This window comes from Cupriavidus sp. YAF13, assembly GCF_052113425.1.
Classification (GTDB): domain Bacteria; phylum Pseudomonadota; class Gammaproteobacteria; order Burkholderiales; family Burkholderiaceae; genus Cupriavidus.
In genome coordinates, this window is the sequence record NZ_JBFRDD010000039.1 from 38,931 (window position 1) to 56,885 (window position 17,955).

Genomic DNA, 17,955 nt, shown 5'->3' on the forward strand with positions numbered 1-17,955 from the left:
TGTTGCCATGTGTTGGTAGCTGTTGCTATGTGTTGATGCCGAAAATACGTCAGGCCGACGCGGCTTACTCCGGGTACATCCGCCGCAGCTCCGCGATCAACAGATCCGCGGTGGCCACATTGGTGGCACAGGGCACGTTGTGCACGTCGCAGGCGCGCACCAACGCATTGATATCGGGTTCGTGCGGTTGCGGCGTCATGGGGTCGCGCAGGAAAATCACCACGCCCACGCGGCCTTCGGCCAGTTGCGCGCCGATCTGCAGGTCGCCGCCCCAGGGGCCGGAGAGCATGCGCGTCACCGTCAGGCCGATTTCGTCGCTCAGGCGGCCGCCCGTGGTCCCGGTGGCCAGCAGTTCGCAACGCGACAGGAAATCGCGATGGCGGCCAGCAAAAGCCACGATGTCGTCTTTCTTGTGGTCGTGCGCAATCAGCGCAATACGAGGGGGGGTCATCGGCATCATCCTGGCCAATCAGAGAAAGGCCGGGCCGGCATGGCCCGGCCGGAAAACGCCCGCGGCGCCGGCACGGCCGCCAGGCCGCGCACGCGCCGCGGGTTGGGTGCGGCAGCAGCTTAGAACGTGCCGGGGTAGGCGCCGCCGTCTAGGAGCACGTTCTGCCCGGTCATGTACGCGGCGTGGCGGCTGCACAAGAAGGCGCAGGTGGCGCCGAACTCGGCCGGCTCGCCAAAGCGGCGGCTCGGGTTCTGCGCGGCGCGGCGCTTGGAGACTTCCTCGATCGACAGGCCGGCCTGCCTGGCGCCACCTTCCATGGTCTTGTAGAGGCGATCCGTATTGAACGGGCCGGGCAGCAGGTTGTTCACCGTCACGCCGTGCTGCGCCACTTCGCGCGCCAGGCCGGCGACAAAGCCGGTCAGGCCCGAGCGCGCGCCGTTGGACAGGCCGAGCACATCGATCGGCGCCTTCACGGCGCCGCTGGTGATGTTGACGATGCGGCCCCATTTGCGCGCGATCATGCCGTCCACCGTGGCCTTGATCAGCTCGATCGGGGTCAGCATGTTGGCGTCGATCGCTGCCAGCCAGGCGTCGCGGTCCCAGTCGCGGAAATTGCCCGGCGGCGGACCGCCGGCATTGTTGACGAGGATGTCCAGGTCGCCCAGCTTGGCGACGGCGTCCAGCGCCAGCTTCCGCCCGGCCGGGGTCGTGATGTCGGTGGCGACCGCCATCACGCGCCGGCCGTGGCGCGCGCGCAGGTCCGCCGCAGCTTTTTCCAGCGCCTCGGCGCCGCGCGCCACGATCACCACATCCACGCCTTCGGCAGCCAGCGCGTCGGCGCAGGCAAAACCGAGACCCTTGCTGGCGCCACACACCAGCGCATGCTTGCCGCGCAATCCGAGATCCATCTCATCGACTCCTTGTGTCATCGAGGCGGCCACCCGCCTGCTTGTTGTCCAGCGTATCCATCGCCTTGCCGCCGCGACGAGCAGCCCGGGCCTTGCCCACCTTGCGCGCCGACAGCAAATATATCCCGCCCATCACCAGCGCGCTGCCGGCGAGCTGCACGCCAGTGATCGGCTCACCCAGCAGCCAGAAGCCCAGGAACAAAGTGGATACCGGCCCGAGCATACCCGCCTGCGATGCCATCGGCGCGCCGATGCGCGCCACCGCCACCATCGTCAGCGACACCGGCAGCACCGTGCAAAACACAGAATTGGCAAGCGAAAGCCACATCACGGGGGCCGGCTGCAGCAGCTCCGCCAGCGGCCGGCGCAGCACCAGATATTGCACCACGCAGCACGCGGTGGAAACGCACATCGCATAGGCCACCAGCCGCAACGAACCAATGCGCTGCACCAATTCGCCTGAAGCGATCAGGTAAATGCCGTAGGTTAGTGCGCTGCCGAGCACCAGCGCCGCACCGAGCCACACCTGGCCGCCGCTCACGTCGAGATCATGCGCGAAAACCAGCACGATGCCTATATAGGCCAGCGCCAGGGACAGCCACTGCCGCAGGCTGATGCGCCGCTTGAACAGCACGGCGCTGGCCAGCAGCACGAAGGACGGCGTCAGGAACAGGATCAGCCGCTCGAGCCCGGCCGTGATGTATTGCAGGCCGAGAAAGTCGAGGAAACTGGACAGGTAGTAGCCGATGATGCCGAGGAACACGATGCGGCCGCGATCGGCCCAGGACAGCGCCGGCAGGCGCCGCGACTGCCACCAGCCGATCGCCATGAACAGCGGCACGGCAAACAGCATGCGCAGGGTGATGACCATGACCGCATCGACCTGGTAGCGGTACATCAGCTTGGCGACGATCGCCTTGCCGGAAAAGAGGACGGCGCCGACGGCAGCCACGGCCAAGCCGGCGCGCTGCGATGCCGGCTCGGCGGCAGGCACGGTGCGGGAAAGTTGGGATGCAGACAAGGGAGAAGCCGGATAGTGGGGCCGCGCGCCGCTGGGCGCGGGCTGGCCGCCAAGGACGCGAGCCATTGTATTCGAAAAGAAGCAACTGCATCCGAGGCACATTGTGCTGCGCACAGGTGTTGGGCGGCGTGCCCCAACCCGCGTGCCTCAACCCATGCCGTGCCGATGGCAGCGGCGCCTGCTTCCCGTGCCTCGGCTTTCGCTGGCTTTCGCGGGCTTTCTCTATGTGGGACGGCGCACCTTCACGCCGTAGCCGCCCGGCTAAGCTCTGCCAAGGAGAGTCCCGCGCTGCGTGCCGCCTTGTGTCCACCGCAGCCCTGGCGAGCCGGAACCGGGAGACTGGTCGTGGATGGCACGGACCAAAGCAAGCAATACGATGTACTAGACCTGATCCGGGCGCTGGCCGCGGGCCTGGTCTGCCTTGGCCATGTCCGGGCGCTGGTCATCGTCGACTATGCGGCGAGCGGGCCGCATGGCGGCGCGGCCGGCGTGGCGCTGCAGCTGTTCTATGCGCTGTGCAGCGTCGGCCACGAATGCGTGATCGTGTTCTTCCTGCTCTCGGGCTACCTGGTGGGCGGCACCGTGCGCCGCAAGATGACGCGTGGCGACTGGTCCTGGCGCAGCTACCTGGCTGACCGCATGACGCGGCTATGGATCGTACTGCTGCCCGCGCTGCTGCTCGGGCTGTTCTGGGACAGTGCCGGGATCCACCTGGCGTGGGGGCCGTTCTACCAGGGCACCGAGGGCAACGCGGCCCAGCAGATCGATATCTCGCATAACCTCGGCGTCGCGGGATTGGTTTGCAACGCGGCGTTCCTGCAAACCCTTGCCTGCCAGACCTATGGCTCCAACGGGCCGTTGTGGAGCCTGGCCAACGAATTCTGGTACTACCTCTGGTTCCCTGCGCTATACGGCGCCTGGCACCTGCGCCGCACGCCGCAGGCATTGCTGTGCCTATTGGCGGCGCTGGTCACGATGGGCCTGTTCCACGGCCTGGTCGAAGGCTTCTTGTTCTGGCTGCTGGGTGTGCTGGCGCAAGCCCTGGAAGCAAGGCTGGCGCAGATCGCAGCGATCGCGCGGCGCAAGTGGCTGGTGCTGCCGGCGCTGCTGGTGTTCCTGGCCGCCATTGCACTGACCAAGCACAAGCCGTACGCCGATGCCGCTGTCGCGCTGGGCTTCTTCGTGCTGTTGCTGGCCGTGCTGTCGACCCGCATCCGCATCGGCCACGCAGGCTTGTCGCGCCTGGCTACGCTGGCGTCCGGGTTTTCGTACTCGCTCTACCTGACGCATTTCCCGCTGACCCTGTTCATCGCCGCGGCCCTGGTCAAGGTCCGCCTGCCTGTCGGCGCTGGCAGCCTGGGCCTGGCCGCGCTGATCCTGCTGGGCTGCTATGCCTATGCCTTTGCCGTCTACTGGGTGTTCGAGCGCAATACCCAGCGCGTGCGCGGCCTGCTCGGGCGCCCGGCGCTGCCAGCGGCGCAGCGCGGGCAGAATATCTAGCCGCCATGCCGTTGCCCGGCTAGCCAGCCTGCCTGACTGGCAACCCTGGCAGCCAGCCTGAAACTGCCGTAAGCTCGCCGGTCGGCGCGTCAAACGCGCGCCGCATAAGAAAAACCAGGAGCATTCATGACGGCAGCACCCCTCGCTATTCTTTCCTCGCGCATTCCCGTTCCAGTCAAAAAGCAGACCGCCGCCCGCCCGCTGCTGGTAGCCGCCGCGGTTGCCATGCTCGCAAGCGGCTGGCTGCCCTCGGCCGCCAACGCGGCCGATTACCCCGTCAAGCCAATCCGCTTCATCGTGCCTTACGCCGCTGGCGGCACCACCGACCTCGTGGCGCGCACGGTCGGCCAGAAGGTGGCGGAGAAACTCGGCCAGCCCGTGGTCGTGGAGAACCGCCCCGGCGCTGGCGGCAATATCGGCATGGAGGCGGTCGCCAAGGCCGCGCCGGACGGCTACACCATCGGCTTCGGCGCCATCTCGACCAATGCGTTGAACCCGCATATCTACAAGCACGTGCCGTTCGACCCGCGCAAGGATTTCACCGCGGTCAGCCTGCTTGGCACCTCGACCATCGTGCTGGAAGTCAGCAACAGCCTGCCGGTGAAGAATGTGGCCGAGCTGGTCAGCTATGCGAAGGCCCACCCCGGCCTGACCTACGCCACCGCGGGCACCGGCACGTCCATGCACCTGGCGGGCGCGATGTTCGCGCAGATGACGCAAACGGGCCTGACCCATGTGCCATACAAGGGCAGCAGCCCAGCCATCAACGACATGCTGGGCGGCCACGTGCAGGTGATGTTCGACAACCTGCCCGCCTCGCTGCCGCACATCCAGGGCGGCAAGCTGCGCGCGCTGGCGGTGGCCGGCAAGAGCCGCTCGCCGGCGCTGCCGAACGTGCCGACGCTGGCCGAGGCCGGCCTGGCGGGCTATGCCATCGAGCCCTGGTTCGGCGTGTACGGTCCGGCAGGGCTACCCGCGCCGGTGGTGCAGGCACTCAATGCCGCCTTTCTCGCGGCGCTGGGCAATGCCGACGTGAAGGACAAACTCGGGCAGGCGGGCTTCAATCCCAAGGGCTCGAGCGCGGCTGACCTGCAGTCGCTGACGCTGTCCGAGTACGAGAAATTCGGCAAGGTCGCCAAGAGCGCCAGCATCACGGTGGATTGAGCGCAGGCGGGGCTGCGCGCTTGCGGCGGGAGGATCGCCGGGGGCGCGCAGCCCCGCATCCATTACAATCCGGCTGCAACGGGCCCTCGCGCCCACTCCTGCCGACTACCCGCCATGAAGCAAGATCCGCGTTTCCCCAAGCTGTACATCCTCGATCACCCGCTGATCCAGCACAAGCTCTCCCATATGCGCGACAGGGACACCTCCACGCGCACGTTCCGCGAGCTGCTGCGGGAGATCACGCTGCTGATGGGCTATGAAATCACGCGCGACCTGCCGCTGACCACGCGCCGCATCGAGACGCCCTTGGTGGAGCTGGACGCACCGGTGATCGCCGGCAAGAAACTCACCATCGTGCCGGTGCTGCGCGCCGGCGTGGGCATGAGCGACGGTCTGGTCGAGCTGATTCCCTCGGCCCGCATTGGCCATATCGGCGTCTACCGCGACGACCAGCACCGTCCGGTGGAATACCTGGTGCGCCTGCCCGACGTGGAAGACCGCAGCTTTATCCTGTGCGACCCGATGGTCGCCACCGGCTACTCCGCCGCGCATGCGGTGGATGTGCTCAAGCGCCGCGGCGTCAAGGACGATGCGATCACGTTCGTGGCGCTGGTAGCCGCGCCGGAAGGCGTGGAGGTGTTCCAGAAGGCACATCCGGGCGTCAAGCTGTTCGTGGCTTCGCTGGACAGCCACCTGGACGAGCACGCGTACATCATCCCGGGCCTGGGCGATGCGGGCGACCGACTGTTCGGCACCAAGAACTGAGTTTTGCTGGCAAGCCGGACATTGTCTGCGCCCGGCTTGACCGGCCTCAATCCCGCCGGCCGCGGYGCTCCCTAGACTATCGGCAGCGGCACACCGTCCGGTGTGCCTCGCCTGACTTGGGAGACCCACATGGCAGCCTTGAAGATCCTGTTTTCGACCCCCACCGGGCTGATGAGCCTGGCCGTCATCGCCTTCATCATCGGCATGGGCTGGTTCTTCACCCGGCTGTTCCTGCGCAAGATGCGGGAAGACGAGGCAGCGGCGCAACGCCGCTAAGGCGCGAGTCCCTCTCACTAGTGCTATCCCTGAAGGACCGGCTGACGGACCGGCTGGCCGATACCATGCTGTGGCAATGCGCCACGCCCGCCTGTCTCGCCGGGCGTGGCCCGCCGGAGCGGCCTAGGGATAGCGCCCCTACTGGGTGGCGCCCCTATTTCTTCTTGCCCGAGCCCAGCAAGCTGCCCAGCACGCCGCGAATCAGCTCGCGCCCGACCTGCGAGCCTACCGTGCGCGCGGCCGACTTGGCCATCGACTCCAGGATGGAATCGCCGCGCCCGGTCTTGCCGGTGCCCTTGGTCAGCCCGCCGAAGATCTCGCCCGCCTGTTCCAGCCAGCCACCGCCCTGCGCGGGCGGGGCTTCGGGCTGGCCGGCCGTCGGCACGGGCGCGGGTGCGCCGCCGCCAGCGGCGGGAGCAGACCCAGGCGCGGCGGCGCGGCCCTTGAGCTTCTCGTAGGCCGACTCGCGATCGATGGTCTGCTCATAGGTGCCGGCCACCAGCGAGTTCGCCAGCAATTGCTTGCGCTCGTCGTCGGTGATCGGGCCGATCCGGCTGCCGGGCGCCAGCACCCAGGCGCGCTCCGTGATGCCGGGAATGCCCTTGGCGTCCAACAACGACACCAGCGCCTCGCCCACGCCGAGCTCCCCGATGGCCTTCTCCAGGTCCAGCCCCGGCTTGGCCCGCATGGTGGTGGCCGCCACCTTGACGGCCTTCTGGTCACGCGGCGTGAAGGCGCGCAGCGCGTGCTGCACGCGGTTGCCGAGCTGGCCCAGCACGGTATCGGGGATGTCGACAGGATTCTGCGTGACGAAATACACGCCAACGCCCTTGGAGCGGATCAGCCGCACCACCTGTTCGATCTTGTCGAGCAGGGCCTTGGGCGCGTCGTTGAACAGCAGGTGCGCCTCGTCGAAAAAGAACACCAGCTTGGGCTTGTCGAGATCACCCGCCTCGGGCAGTTTCTCGAACAGCTCCGACAACAGCCAGAGCAGGAAAGTGGCGTAGAGCTTGGGCGAATTCAGCAGCTTGTCGGCGGCCAGGATGTTCACCACGCCCTGCCCGTTCTCGGTCTGGATGAAGTCATCCAGATTGAGCATGGGCTCGCCGAAGAACACGTCGGCGCCTTGAGACTCCAGCGCCATCAGCCCGCGCTGGATGGCCCCGATCGAGGCCGCGGAGATATTGCCGTATTCGGTGGTGAACTGCCCGGCGTTGTCGCCCACGTACTGCAGCATGGCGCGCAGGTCCTTGGCGTCGAGCAGCAGCAGCCCGTTGGCGTCGGCGATGCGAAAGACCAGGTTGAGCACGCCCTGCTGGGTGTCGTTGAGTTCCAGCATGCGCGACAGCAGCAGCGGCCCCATGTGGGAGACCGTGGCGCGCACGGGATGGCCCTTTTGCCCGAACACATCCCACAAGGTGGTGGGGCAGGCGCCCCACACCGGCTCGGGCAGGCCGAGCTCGGCCAGGCGTGCCTTGAGCTTGTCGGAGAGCTTGCCCGGCCGGGAAATGCCGGTCAGGTCACCTTTGACGTCGGCCATGAAAACTGGCACACCCAGCCGCGAGAAGCCCTGGGCCAGGCTTTGCAGGGTCACGGTCTTGCCGGTGCCGGTGGCGCCGGTGATCAGGCCGTGCCGGTTGCCCATTTCAGGCAGCAGGGCAAGTTCCAGCTCGGCGTTCTTGGCGATGATGATGGGTTCGGCCATGGTCTCTCTGGTTGGCAAGCCGCGCGGCGCTTTCGCCGCGACCGTCCCCGCCCTTCCCGGCGGCTCCCGTGATCGGGAGGCCAGCGGCGGCGGGGCCGCGTGATAAAATGCTGGGCTGATTATGCCAGCCCCCAAGGCCGGCTCACAGACACATAAACCACCCGGCGCGCCGCCAGCGAGCACCCGTTGCCCGCCCGGCACAGCCGGCGCGCAAAGCCAAGGCGCGCGCGTCAAACATTTTCCGCTTCGGAGAGAATCATGGCCGGTCACTCAAAATGGGCCAATATCAAACACAAGAAGGCCGCGGCTGACTCCAAGCGCGGCAAGGTCTGGACCCGCCTGATCAAGGAAATCACCGTCGCCGCGAAGCTCGGCGGCGCTGACCCCGATTCCAACCCGCGCCTGCGCCTGTCCATGGACAAGGCAATGGATGCGAACATGCCTAAGGACAACATCCAGCGCGCCATCCAGCGCGGCGTGGGTGGCCTGGAAGGCGTCAACTACGAAGAAATCCGCTACGAGGGCTACGGCCTGGCCGGCGCGGCGATCATCGTCGACTGCCTGACCGACAACCGTACCCGTACCGTCGCCGAAGTGCGCCATGCCTTCTCCAAGAACGGCGGCAACATGGGCGCGGAAGGCTCCGTGGCGTTCATGTTCACCCACTGCGGCCAGTTCCTGTTTGCCCCCGGCACGCCCGAGGACAAGCTGATGGAAGCCGCGCTGGAAGCCGGCGCCGACGACGTGGTCACCAACGACGACGGCTCGATCGAAGTGCTGTGCCCGCCCAATGATTTCGGCACGGTCAAGGCCGCGCTGGAAGCCGCGGGCTTCAAGGCCGAGATGGCCGATGTCACGATGAAGCCGCAAAACGAAGTCAGCTTTACCGGCGACGACGCCATCAAGATGCAAAAGCTGCTCGACGCCCTGGAAAACCTGGACGACGTGCAGGAAGTCTTCACCAACGCGGTGATCGAGGAGTAAGGCGGGGATCGGGTAAGGCCTCGCCTCACGGCGGCAGCGCGGTTCGATGAGCCATGGCTGCCGCTTTTCGCATTTCGCATGCGTCATTTTTTCTGGCAGTAGATCATGAAAGTATTGGTTGTCGGCTCGGGTGGTCGTGAACACGCGATGGCCTGGAAATTGGCCCAGTCGCCCAAGGTGCAGGTGGTGTACGTGGCGCCGGGCAATGGCGGCACCGCGCTCGACAAGCGGCTGCAGAACGTTCCCCTGACCGATCCGGAAGTGCTCGCGGCCTTCGCCGAGCGCGAAGGCGTGAGCTTCACGGTGGTCGGCCCCGAGGCGCCGCTGGCGGCCGGCATCGTCGATATCTTCCGTGCCAAGGGCCTGCGCATCTTCGGCCCGACGCAGGCGGCGGCCCAACTGGAATCCTCCAAGGATTTCGCCAAGGCCTTCATGCAGCGCCACGGCATCCCGACCGCCGCCTACCAGACCTTCAACGACGCCGCCGCGGCGCACGCGTATATCGACGTGCAAGGCGCGCCGATCGTGATCAAGGCCGACGGCCTGGCCGCCGGCAAGGGCGTGGTGGTTGCTGCCACCCTGGAAGAAGCGCACGCCGCGGTCGACATGATGCTGGCCGACAACCGCCTTGGCGATGCCGGCGCACGCGTGGTGATCGAGGAATTCCTCGAGGGCGAGGAGGCCAGCTTCATCGTGCTGGTGGACGGCAAGAACGTCCTGGCACTCGCCACCAGCCAGGACCACAAGCGCCTGCTCGATCACGACGCCGGCCCCAATACCGGCGGCATGGGCGCGTACTCGCCGGCCCCGGTGGTCACGCCCGCGCTGCATGCCCGCGCGCTGCGCGAGATCATCATGCCGACCGTGCGTGGCATGGAAAAAGACGGCATCACCTACACTGGCTTCCTCTACGCCGGCCTGATGATCGACGCCGACGGCAACCTGAAGACGCTGGAATTCAATTGCCGCATGGGCGATCCGGAAACCCAGCCGATCCTGGCGCGCCTGAAGACCGACCTGGTCGATGTGATGGAGCACGCCGTCAACGGCAAGCTCGACGAGATCGAACTGGACTGGGACCGCCGCACCGCGCTGGGCGTGGTGATGGCCGCCTTTGGCTATCCCGATGCGCCGCGCAAGGGCGATGCCATTACCGGCATCCCGGCCGAGACCGACGACAGCGTGACCTTCCACGCCGGCACCACGCTCACGGACGGCACGCTGCTGACCACGGGCGGACGCGTATTGTGCGTGGTCGGGCTGGCCGATACCGTCAAGGCGGCACAGCGCGCGGCTTATGGCGCGGCCGAGAAGATCCACTTCGACGGCATGCAGTACCGTACCGACATCGGCTACCGAGCCATCAAACGGTAAAGGACGAATCCATCTACCGCGCGACCCATGGCGAGCCCTGCGGTGCTTGCCATGGGCCGCTCGCTCCGGTTTCTTCGCCTTTTACGGTGGTTCGTGCTGAATTTGCCGAATCCGGCCAGGCGTTGCCTCAGCCAGTACAATCATGACATCGCTATGACGGCCGGGCAGGTTGACTGACCTGCCCGGCCGTCACCGCTCCGGCTCACCCGCCCGCATACCATGATCGATTCCCAGGCAGTCCGTGCCTATCTGCTCGGTCTGCAAGACCGTATCACCGACGCTATCGCCGCCATCGACGGCAAGGCGTTTTCGACCGATGCCTGGGAGAAGCCGCCCACCGAGCGCCTGCGCGGCAGCGGCCGCACCCTTATCCTGGAAGGCGGCGCCGTGATGGAGCGGGCCGGCGTGGGCTTCTCGCATGTGCGGGGCGATGCGCTGCCGCCATCGGCTACCGCCAACCGGCCGGAGCTCGCCGGGCGGGGCTTCGAGGCAATGGGCGTGTCGCTGGTGTTCCACCCGCGCAATCCCTTTGTCCCTACCGTGCATATGAACGTGCGCTGCCTGATGGCGGTGAAGGAAGGCGCCGAGCCGGTGTGGTGGTTCGGCGGCGGCATGGACCTGACGCCGTACTACGGCGACGCTGGCGACTGCGCACACTTCCACGCCACCTGCCGCGATGCCCTCGCCCCCTATGGCGATGACCTCTACCCGCGTTTCAAGCAATGGTGCGACGAGTATTTCTTCCTCAAGCACCGCGGCGAAGCGCGCGGCATTGGCGGCATCTTCTTCGATGACTTCTCCGCGCTCGGCTTCGAGCGCAGCTTTGCCATGATGCAATCGGTCGGCGACGCCTTCCTGGACGCCTACCTGCCGATCCTGCAAGCGCGCAAGGACACGGCTTACGGCGAGCGCGAGCGGGAGTTCCAGGCCTACCGGCGCGGCCGCTATGTCGAGTTCAACCTGGTGTTCGACCGCGGCACGCACTTCGGGCTGCAATCGGGCGGCCGCAGCGAGTCGATCCTGATGTCGATGCCGCCGCTGGCCAGCTGGCGCTACGACTGGCAGCCGGAACCGGGCAGCGCGGAGGCCGCGCTGTACACGGACTTCCTGCCCGTGCGCGAGTGGGCCTGACGGCAACCCCATGGCACACGACATCGCACGATCGCTCACCGCCAACGCGGCAGACGCAGCAGGCCCGACCAAGAGCAACCGCCCCTACCGCCTCGGCATTCTCGGCGGCACTTTCGATCCGCCCCACATCGGCCACGTGGCGCTCGCCCGCCTCTGCATCGAACATCTCGAACTCGACGAGCTGGTCTGGATCCCGACCGGCCAATCGTGGCAAAAAGGCGACGACGTCACCCCCGCCGCCGACCGCCTCGCCATGACCGAACTGGCCGCGCAGGCGTTGTCCGACACGCGCGCGCTGGTCCATGCGAGCCGCATGGAAGTCGACCGCGCCGGCCCCAGCTACACCGTCGATACCGTGCATGAACTGCGCGAGCACTATGGCCCCGATGCCTCGCTGGCGTGGCTCATGGGCGCCGACCAGTTGCTGCGCCTGCACACCTGGCATGGCTGGCAAGCACTGTTTGCGCACGTCCATCTTTGCGTGGCGACGCGGCCCGGTTTCGACCTCGCGGAACTGGACGGTCCGGTGCGCCAGGAGCTCGCGCAACGGCGTGCGTCCACCGACCTGATACAATCCATGCCCTCCGGCCGCATGTGGATCGACCAGACGCTCGCCGTCGACCTCTCCTCCACCGCCCTACGCCAACGCCTGGCTGCCGGACAACCGGCAGATGACCAGCTGCCGTCCGGCGTGGCACACTACATTGCGAGCCGCGGCCTGTATCGGCCGACGCAGTCGGATCTGCCCATCCCGGCCCGCCCCCAAACCGATCTCAGCTGAACTGAAAAAAGCACCATGGATATTCGCAAACTGCAACGCGCCATCGTCGACGGCCTCGAAGATGTCAAAGCGCAGGACATCAAGGTGTACGACACCACCCACCTGACCGAACTGTTCGACCGGGTGGTGATCGCCAGCGGGAGCTCGAACCGCCAGACCAAGGCGCTGGCCGCCTCGGTCCGCGATACCGTCAAGGAAGCCGGCGGCCATATCGTTGCGGTGGAAGGGCTGGAAACAGGCGAATGGGTGCTGGTCGACTGCGGCGACGCCGTCGTCCACATCATGCAGCCGCAGCTGCGCATGTACTACAACCTGGAAGAACTCTGGGGTGACAAGCCGGTACGCCTGAAGCTGTCCACGGCCAAGAAGGGCCTGGCCAAGGCCAGCGAGCCGATCGACGGCGAAGACGAAGACGACGCTCCGGTCGTGCGCACCGCGCGCCGCGCCACCGGCCTGCGCCCGGCATTGGCCCGTCTGCCTGAAGGCATGAAAGAGCCTTCGCCGCCGCTTGGCCACGAAGATACGGACCCGGACGCCATCGCCACCAACCGCGCCCCGACCGTGCAAAAACGCCTGACCAGCGCGCTGGGCTCGGCGCCGGCACGCAAGGCACCGGCCAAGACAGCCGCGCCGCGCAAGACCGCAGCTGGCACCGGCGTGGCACGCAAGACCGCCACCAAGACGGCTGCGACCAAGACTGCCGCCAAGGCACCGGTCGCGCGCAAGCGCACCACCCGCTCGGCCTGAGCCGGACGGCCCGCTTCCCGCCATGCAGTTGCTGATCGTGGCCGTTGGCCACAAGATGCCCGGCTGGATCGAAACCGGATTCGCGGAGTACGCGAAGCGCATGCCGCCCGAGCTGCGCATCGAGCTGCGCGAGATCAAGCCCGAGACGCGCTCGTCGAGCAATAACGCCACCACCGTGATGCAACGCGAGGCGGCCCGCATCGAGGCGGCGCTGCCCAAGCAATGCCGCATCGTGGCGCTGGACGAGCGCGGCCGCGACCTCACCACGGTGCAGCTTGCCGCCCAGCTGGGCGACTGGCAGCGCGAAGGCGGCGATGTCGCCTTCCTGATCGGCGGCGCCGACGGCCTCGATCCCGCCCTGAAGGCCCGCGCGCAAACCCTGCTGCGCCTGTCCAGCCTGACCATGCCGCACGGCATGGTGCGCGTGCTGCTGGCTGAGCAGCTCTACCGCGCCTGGTCGGTCACGCAGAACCACCCCTACCACCGCGCCTGAAACCAGGCGCGCCCGTGTCGCGCACCAGGCAAGGCCGAGGGTACAATGCGACCGAAGCGGCGCATGCGCCGCAGCCGCATTTGGCATGCCCTCCCCCCCACTGCCCTGCCGTGACCCATACCTTCCTCTATCTCGCCTCCCAGAGCCCGCGCCGGCGCGAGCTGCTGACCCAGCTTGGCGTCGCCTACGAACTGCTGCTGGCCGACGACGATGAAGACGCCGAGGCGCTGGAAGTCGTGTTGCCGGGTGAAAGCCCGGACGACTACGTGCAGCGCGTATGCGCGCTCAAGGCCGAAGCCGCGCTGCGCCGGCGCGAGCGGCGCGCCCTGCCCGACGCCCCCATCCTGACCTCGGACACCACCGTCTGCCTGGGCGGCGAGATCCTCGGCAAGCCCACCGACGATGCCGATGCCGCCCGCATGCTGGCCGCCCTGTCCGGGCGCACCCACCGCGTGCTGACCTCGGTAACCGTGGTTTCCGCGCTCGGCCAGCGCCACGCGCTGTCGGTTTCCGAAGTGAGCTTTCGCGCCATGGCGGCCGACGAGATTGCCGCCTACGTTGCCAGCGGTGAACCCGCCGGCAAGGCCGGCGCCTATGGCATCCAGGGCCGCGCCGCCGAGTTCGTCGAGCGAATCGACGGCAGCTATTCGGGTATCATGGGTTTGCCCCTGTTCGAGACGGCTTTGCTGCTCAGACAGGCCCATCTGCGGTTCTGAGAACCCCGCCGCCGCCCATCCGTTCGCGCTTCAAGCTGCTGCCACCCTGGCCACGGCAGCGCCCGCGGGAAGCATGGCAGCACAATGCGGACAACCACCTGGCCGGTCAGCCGGCGACGAGTTTCATCCACTATGACTGAAGACATCCTCGTCAACATCACACCGCAGGAAACACGCGTGGCCATCGTGCAGCAGGCCGCCGTGCAGGAACTCCACGTCGAGCGCACGCTGTCGCGCGGGCTCGTCGGCAATATCTACCTCGGCAAGGTCGTGCGCGTGCTGCCCGGCATGCAGTCCGCCTTCATCGATATCGGGCTGGAGCGCGCCGCCTTCCTCCACGTCGCCGACATCTGGCACCCGCGCGATCCGGACAAGAACGCCAACGCCGCGCCGCTTGCCATCGAAAAGACACTCTACGAAGGCCAGGCCCTGATGGTCCAGGTCATCAAGGACCCGATCGGCACCAAGGGCGCGCGCCTGTCAACGCAGGTCAGCATTGCGGGGCGCACCCTGGTCTACCTGCCGCAGGACCCGCACATCGGCATCTCCCAGCGCATCGAGGGCGAGGTCGACCGCGAAGCCCTGCGCGCCCGCGTGCAAGGGCTGGTGCCGGCGGACGAGCGCGGCGGCTTCATCGTGCGCACCATCGCCGAAGAATCCAGCAACGAAGAACTCGGCAACGACATCGCCTACCTGCGCAAGATCTGGGCTTCGATCCGCCAGAATGCCACCACGCTGCCCGCACCCAACCTGCTTTACCAGGACCTCAACCTGGCCCAGCGCGTGCTGCGCGACTTCGTCAACGATGCCACCAACGTGATCCAGGTGGACTCGCGCGAGAACTTCCAGAAGCTGGTCGAGTTCGCCCAGGAGTACACCCCCGCGGTGCTGCCACGCCTGTCGCACTACACTGGCGAGCGCCCCGTCTTCGACCTCTTCAATATCGACGCCGAGATCGAGAAGGCGCTGTCGCGCCGGGTCGACCTGAAGTCCGGCGGCTACCTGATGATCGACCAGACGGAGGCCATGACCACCATTGACGTCAATACCGGTGGCTACGTCGGCGCGCGCAACTTCGACGACACGATCTTCAAGACCAACCTGGAAGCGGCGCATACGATCGCGCGCCAGCTGCGGCTGCGCAACCTGGGCGGCATCATCATCATCGATTTCATCGATATGGAAAACACCGAGCACCGCGACCAGGTGCTCTCGGAACTCAAGCGCGCGCTGTCGCGCGACCGCACCCGCATCACCGTCAACAGCTTCTCGCAGCTCGGGCTGGTGGAGATGACCCGCAAGCGCACGCGCGAGTCTCTCGCGCACGTGCTATGCGAGCAGTGCCCGGTATGCACGGGCAAGGGCCAGGTCAAGACGCCGCGCACGGTCTGCTACGACATCCTGCGCGAGATCATGCGCGAATCGCGCCAGTTCAACCCGCGCGAGTTCCGTATCCTTGGCTCGCAGCACGTGATCGATTTGTTCCTGGAAGAAGAAAGCCAGCATCTGGCCATGCTCGGCGACTTTATCGGCAAGCCAATCTCGCTGCAGGTGGAATYGACATTCCACCAGGAACAGTACGACATCATTTTGATGTGATCAGGAACGGCATCGGGCATCCCCCGCGGCTGCCTGATGCCGCGCAGCACCCTCATTCAGGAATCCCCGGATCAAGCGCACCAGGTTGGCCTCCAGTTCAGGATCGGCCAGCAGGGTTTCGTCCGCCGCCAGCGCGCTGCGCATCACGCCCATGACGGCCTGCGTCAGGACGAAGGCGGCCATCGGCCGCATGACAAGCGCGCGGTTCTCGACGTCGACGACGCGGCCCGAGCTGAGCCACTGCGCGACCTGCGCCGCGGAGCCTTCCAGCGCGTGCCTGCTGCCCGAGGCCAGCGCTACCTCCAGCAAGAGCTTGCGTACGCGGTGACGGCCGCCAAATGCACTTAGCAATGCACGCACCAGTAGCCTGGCGCGCGCCGTGGGGTCGGCCGTGCCGGGCGTGCTGAGCAAGAGGCCCAGGCGCCCCATCACGCTCTCGATCTCCCGGCGCCCCAGTGCTTCCATCACTTCCTGCTTGTTCGAGAAGTACTGGTAGAGCGTACCGATGCTGATGCCGGCCACCTCGGCGATCCGGTTGGTGCTCAAACCCTCCAGCCCCTCCTTGTCCAGGAGGCGGATGGTCGACTCAAATATGAGTTCCAGCTTCTCCAGGGACCGCGCTTGCATCGGCCGGCGCCGCTTAGGGCCGTTGTCTTCACGGGTTTGCAGGGTCATGGCGGGGACTCCGGAACGCGAGTAAGCAAACCTGATACTAGCTCATATAATCATCCGCATACTATCCCCTCATGCTCCGGGAGCGGTCATGACCCGTCTTGAAATCCTTCAGCTTTATGCCTTGCCGGTGGTGGTCGGCGCATCCCTGATGGAAGCGCTGGTGCTGCACTGGCGCAAGCCCGGCACGTTCGACTGGCATGAGGCGTGGCTGTCACTGGTAGACCTGGCCGGGCGCAAGATCCTGGTCTTCCTGCCCTTGTCGCTGGCGGCGCCCGTATTCGCGCTAGCCTGGGAACACCGCTTGCAAACCATCGTGCTCAATAGCTGGCTGCTGGGCTTGGCGTTGTTCTTCGGCCAGGAGTTCTGCTACTACTGGTACCACCGCGCGGCGCACCGCGTGCGCTTCTTCTGGGCCACGCACGCCGTCCATCACTCGCCCAACCAGCTCACCTTGTCGACGGCTTACCGCCTTGGCTGGACCGGCAAGCTGACAGGCACCACGCTGTTTTTCACGCCTCTGGTGTGGCTGGGCTTTCCGCCCGAGGTGGTGATCGCGACCTTGTCGCTGAACCTGCTCTATCAATTCTGGATTCACGCGACCTGGATCCCGCGGCTCGGCTGGCTGGAATATGTCCTGAACACGCCGTCCGCGCATCGGGTTCATCACGCTGCCAATATCGAATACCTGGATGCCAACTTCGGCGGTGTGCTGATCGTCTTCGACAGGCTCTTCGGCACCTACATGGCCGAGCGCGACGACGTGCCGTGCCGCTATGGGCTGGTCACCCCGATGCGCTCGCGCAATCCGCTGCGTGTCGAGTTCCAGCAGTGGCTCGACCTTGGGCGGGACCTGGCGCAAGCACGCAGCTTGAGTGCGATGCTCGGCTTTCTCCTCCTGCCGCCCGGCTGGCGCCCCGACGGACAGGGCCACACCACTGAAGCGCTTCGCCGTCAGCTCGCGCTTGCCGGCCCCCTTGCATCAGAGGGCAGCGGCGCCGCGCCGAAGTAGCGAGAGCGGTGTGCGTCCGCACGCTTTGTGCTCGCCTTCCTTGCCCCATCCGCTATAAATATGGAGACAGGTGCCGGCAGTCAGATTGCGTCGCGGGCACCGGGCGCAAGGAGTCACCATGAAGAAGAAGCGCTTGCTGTTGTGGCCGTTAGCTGCCGCGTTGGCGGCATGCACGGTGACATTGCCTCCGCCCTCCCCGCCGGCTGCGCGCGCACCCGAGACACAAAAGGCCCCCGGCCCCGTGGCGCGGGAACGCGCCACGCCCATTCCCCCGCACGACATCGATATCGCCGCCGATTGCCAGCGCACGGAGGAAGACGGCTTTCGCGAGGATGCCCATATGCGGGTGGCCAGCAACGATGTGCGCAGCCTGAGCTGGAAGCTGTGGGTGGGCCGGCACGGCTCCTGCCATTTCGATCTCACCGAGTTCCGCCAGGTGCGCAAGACCCCGCATATCGAACTGCAAGCGATTGATGGCAGCGGCTGCACGCTGATGGTCTGGCAGGACCCGCGGCGCGTCACGCTGGCGCATGCGCATTGCGAGCAGCATTGCACCCCGGGCATCTACGAGCAGGCGTGGCCGGTGCTGTTCGATCCGCGCAGCGGCGCATGCGCGCAAATCCGCTAGCGCTGCCTGGCGCTTGACGGCAAGCGCG

19 protein-coding genes are annotated in these 17,955 nt (G+C 66.6%); 14 read left to right on the forward strand and 5 right to left on the reverse strand.

The window, feature by feature from the left end; genetic code table 11:
* Positions 1 to 64 precede the first annotated feature (64 nt).
* The 3 genes from AB4061_RS27500 to AB4061_RS27510 form a co-directional block, all read right to left on the reverse strand.
* Complete coding sequence (locus tag AB4061_RS27500; protein ID WP_043344563.1) at positions 65 to 451, reverse strand: methylglyoxal synthase; 387 nt, start codon at positions 449 to 451, stop codon at positions 65 to 67.
* A gap of 119 nt (positions 452 to 570) precedes the next feature.
* Entirely contained in the window at positions 571 to 1,359 is a 789-nt protein-coding gene (locus AB4061_RS27505; RefSeq protein WP_441639418.1) for an SDR family oxidoreductase, read from the reverse strand.
* A gap of 1 nt (position 1,360) precedes the next feature.
* The gene (locus AB4061_RS27510) at positions 1,361 to 2,353 is read right to left on the reverse strand and encodes a DMT family transporter (protein WP_441639450.1); all 993 of its coding nucleotides are present in this window, start codon (positions 2,351 to 2,353) and stop codon (positions 1,361 to 1,363) included.
* 372 nt (positions 2,354 to 2,725) lie between these two features.
* On the opposite strand from AB4061_RS27510, the gene AB4061_RS27515 reads away from it, so the two are divergent.
* The 4 genes from AB4061_RS27515 (at position 2,726) to AB4061_RS27530 (ending at position 6,085) form a co-directional block, all read left to right on the forward strand.
* Complete coding sequence (locus AB4061_RS27515) at positions 2,726 to 3,880, forward strand: acyltransferase family protein (RefSeq protein WP_441639419.1); 1,155 nt, start codon at positions 2,726 to 2,728, stop codon at positions 3,878 to 3,880.
* 225 nt (positions 3,881 to 4,105) lie between these two features.
* The gene (locus AB4061_RS27520; RefSeq protein WP_441639451.1) at positions 4,106 to 5,044 is read left to right on the forward strand and encodes a Bug family tripartite tricarboxylate transporter substrate binding protein; all 939 of its coding nucleotides are present in this window, start codon (positions 4,106 to 4,108) and stop codon (positions 5,042 to 5,044) included.
* A gap of 114 nt (positions 5,045 to 5,158) precedes the next feature.
* The gene (gene upp, locus AB4061_RS27525; RefSeq protein WP_441639420.1) at positions 5,159 to 5,809 is read left to right on the forward strand and encodes a uracil phosphoribosyltransferase; all 651 of its coding nucleotides are present in this window, start codon (positions 5,159 to 5,161) and stop codon (positions 5,807 to 5,809) included.
* A gap of 129 nt (positions 5,810 to 5,938) precedes the next feature.
* Complete coding sequence (locus tag AB4061_RS27530; RefSeq protein ID WP_006158366.1) at positions 5,939 to 6,085, forward strand: DUF3149 domain-containing protein; 147 nt, start codon at positions 5,939 to 5,941, stop codon at positions 6,083 to 6,085.
* 154 nt (positions 6,086 to 6,239) lie between these two features.
* On the opposite strand, the gene AB4061_RS27535 is transcribed toward AB4061_RS27530, so the two are convergent.
* Positions 6,240 to 7,790: a helicase HerA-like C-terminal domain-containing protein gene (locus tag AB4061_RS27535; RefSeq protein ID WP_441639421.1), complete on the reverse strand. Its 1,551-nt coding sequence runs from the start codon at positions 7,788 to 7,790 to the stop codon at positions 6,240 to 6,242.
* A 258-nt stretch (positions 7,791 to 8,048) separates the two neighbouring features.
* On the opposite strand from AB4061_RS27535, the gene AB4061_RS27540 reads away from it, so the two are divergent.
* From AB4061_RS27540 to rng, 8 genes are all read left to right on the forward strand, one after another.
* Entirely contained in the window at positions 8,049 to 8,774 is a 726-nt protein-coding gene (locus AB4061_RS27540) for a YebC/PmpR family DNA-binding transcriptional regulator (protein ID WP_441639422.1), read from the forward strand.
* A 105-nt stretch (positions 8,775 to 8,879) separates the two neighbouring features.
* Positions 8,880 to 10,148 (forward strand): phosphoribosylamine--glycine ligase, encoded by a 1,269-nt coding sequence (gene purD / locus AB4061_RS27545; RefSeq protein ID WP_441639423.1) that lies wholly within the window; start codon positions 8,880 to 8,882, stop codon positions 10,146 to 10,148.
* A 219-nt stretch (positions 10,149 to 10,367) separates the two neighbouring features.
* Positions 10,368 to 11,279, forward strand: coding sequence for an oxygen-dependent coproporphyrinogen oxidase (gene hemF, locus AB4061_RS27550; RefSeq protein WP_441639424.1), 912 nt, complete (start codon positions 10,368 to 10,370; stop codon positions 11,277 to 11,279).
* Positions 11,280 to 11,289: 10 nt separating this feature from the next.
* Positions 11,290 to 12,060, forward strand: coding sequence for a nicotinate-nucleotide adenylyltransferase (locus AB4061_RS27555; protein ID WP_441639425.1), 771 nt, complete (start codon positions 11,290 to 11,292; stop codon positions 12,058 to 12,060).
* A gap of 15 nt (positions 12,061 to 12,075) precedes the next feature.
* On the forward strand, positions 12,076 to 12,807 hold the full coding sequence (rsfS, locus tag AB4061_RS27560; RefSeq protein WP_441639426.1) for a ribosome silencing factor: 732 nt from the start codon (positions 12,076 to 12,078) through the stop codon (positions 12,805 to 12,807).
* 22 nt (positions 12,808 to 12,829) lie between these two features.
* A complete protein-coding gene (gene rlmH, locus AB4061_RS27565; RefSeq protein ID WP_043344552.1) occupies positions 12,830 to 13,300 on the forward strand; it encodes a 23S rRNA (pseudouridine(1915)-N(3))-methyltransferase RlmH in 471 nt (156 codons plus the stop codon).
* 110 nt (positions 13,301 to 13,410) lie between these two features.
* Positions 13,411 to 14,016, forward strand: a complete 606-nt coding sequence (locus tag AB4061_RS27570) for a Maf family protein (protein WP_441639427.1) — start codon at positions 13,411 to 13,413, stop codon at positions 14,014 to 14,016.
* A 132-nt stretch (positions 14,017 to 14,148) separates the two neighbouring features.
* A complete protein-coding gene (gene rng, locus AB4061_RS27575; protein ID WP_441639428.1) occupies positions 14,149 to 15,615 on the forward strand; it encodes a ribonuclease G in 1,467 nt (488 codons plus the stop codon).
* Here rng and AB4061_RS27580 read toward each other — a convergent pair whose 3' ends face one another.
* Positions 15,616 to 16,290: a TetR/AcrR family transcriptional regulator gene (locus tag AB4061_RS27580; protein ID WP_441639429.1), complete on the reverse strand. Its 675-nt coding sequence runs from the start codon at positions 16,288 to 16,290 to the stop codon at positions 15,616 to 15,618. It lies immediately after the preceding gene.
* Between the two features lie 88 nt (positions 16,291 to 16,378).
* Between AB4061_RS27580 and AB4061_RS27585 the strand changes: the two genes are divergently transcribed.
* Entirely contained in the window at positions 16,379 to 17,299 is a 921-nt protein-coding gene (locus AB4061_RS27585; protein ID WP_441639430.1) for a sterol desaturase family protein, read from the forward strand.
* A gap of 118 nt (positions 17,300 to 17,417) precedes the next feature.
* The gene (locus AB4061_RS27590) at positions 17,418 to 17,927 is read left to right on the forward strand and encodes a hypothetical protein (protein WP_441639431.1); all 510 of its coding nucleotides are present in this window, start codon (positions 17,418 to 17,420) and stop codon (positions 17,925 to 17,927) included.
* Positions 17,928 to 17,955: the final 28 nt, after the last annotated feature.

What these genes read in the sequence shown, in the direction of transcription:
- AB4061_RS27585 (WP_441639430.1), top strand. Translation starts at nt 16,379, where the DNA reads ATGACCCGTCTTGAAATCCTTCAGCTTTATGCCTTGCCGGTGGTGGTC.
- AB4061_RS27540 (WP_441639422.1), top strand. Translation starts at nt 8,049, where the DNA reads ATGGCCGGTCACTCAAAATGGGCCAATATCAAACACAAGAAGGCCGCG.
- AB4061_RS27500 (WP_043344563.1), bottom strand. Translation starts at nt 451, where the DNA reads ATGACCCCCCCTCGTATTGCGCTGATTGCGCACGACCACAAGAAAGAC.
- rsfS (WP_441639426.1), top strand. Translation starts at nt 12,076, where the DNA reads ATGGATATTCGCAAACTGCAACGCGCCATCGTCGACGGCCTCGAAGAT.
- AB4061_RS27580 (WP_441639429.1), bottom strand. Translation starts at nt 16,290, where the DNA reads ATGACCCTGCAAACCCGTGAAGACAACGGCCCTAAGCGGCGCCGGCCG.
- AB4061_RS27590 (WP_441639431.1), top strand. Translation starts at nt 17,418, where the DNA reads ATGAAGAAGAAGCGCTTGCTGTTGTGGCCGTTAGCTGCCGCGTTGGCG.
- upp (WP_441639420.1), top strand. Translation starts at nt 5,159, where the DNA reads ATGAAGCAAGATCCGCGTTTCCCCAAGCTGTACATCCTCGATCACCCG.
- hemF (WP_441639424.1), top strand. Translation starts at nt 10,368, where the DNA reads ATGATCGATTCCCAGGCAGTCCGTGCCTATCTGCTCGGTCTGCAAGAC.
- purD (WP_441639423.1), top strand. Translation starts at nt 8,880, where the DNA reads ATGAAAGTATTGGTTGTCGGCTCGGGTGGTCGTGAACACGCGATGGCC.
- AB4061_RS27530 (WP_006158366.1), top strand. Translation starts at nt 5,939, where the DNA reads ATGGCAGCCTTGAAGATCCTGTTTTCGACCCCCACCGGGCTGATGAGC.
- AB4061_RS27520 (WP_441639451.1), top strand. Translation starts at nt 4,106, where the DNA reads ATGCTCGCAAGCGGCTGGCTGCCCTCGGCCGCCAACGCGGCCGATTAC.
- AB4061_RS27535 (WP_441639421.1), bottom strand. Translation starts at nt 7,790, where the DNA reads ATGGCCGAACCCATCATCATCGCCAAGAACGCCGAGCTGGAACTTGCC.
- AB4061_RS27505 (WP_441639418.1), bottom strand. Translation starts at nt 1,359, where the DNA reads ATGGATCTCGGATTGCGCGGCAAGCATGCGCTGGTGTGTGGCGCCAGC.
- rlmH (WP_043344552.1), top strand. Translation starts at nt 12,830, where the DNA reads ATGCAGTTGCTGATCGTGGCCGTTGGCCACAAGATGCCCGGCTGGATC.
- AB4061_RS27555 (WP_441639425.1), top strand. Translation starts at nt 11,290, where the DNA reads ATGGCACACGACATCGCACGATCGCTCACCGCCAACGCGGCAGACGCA.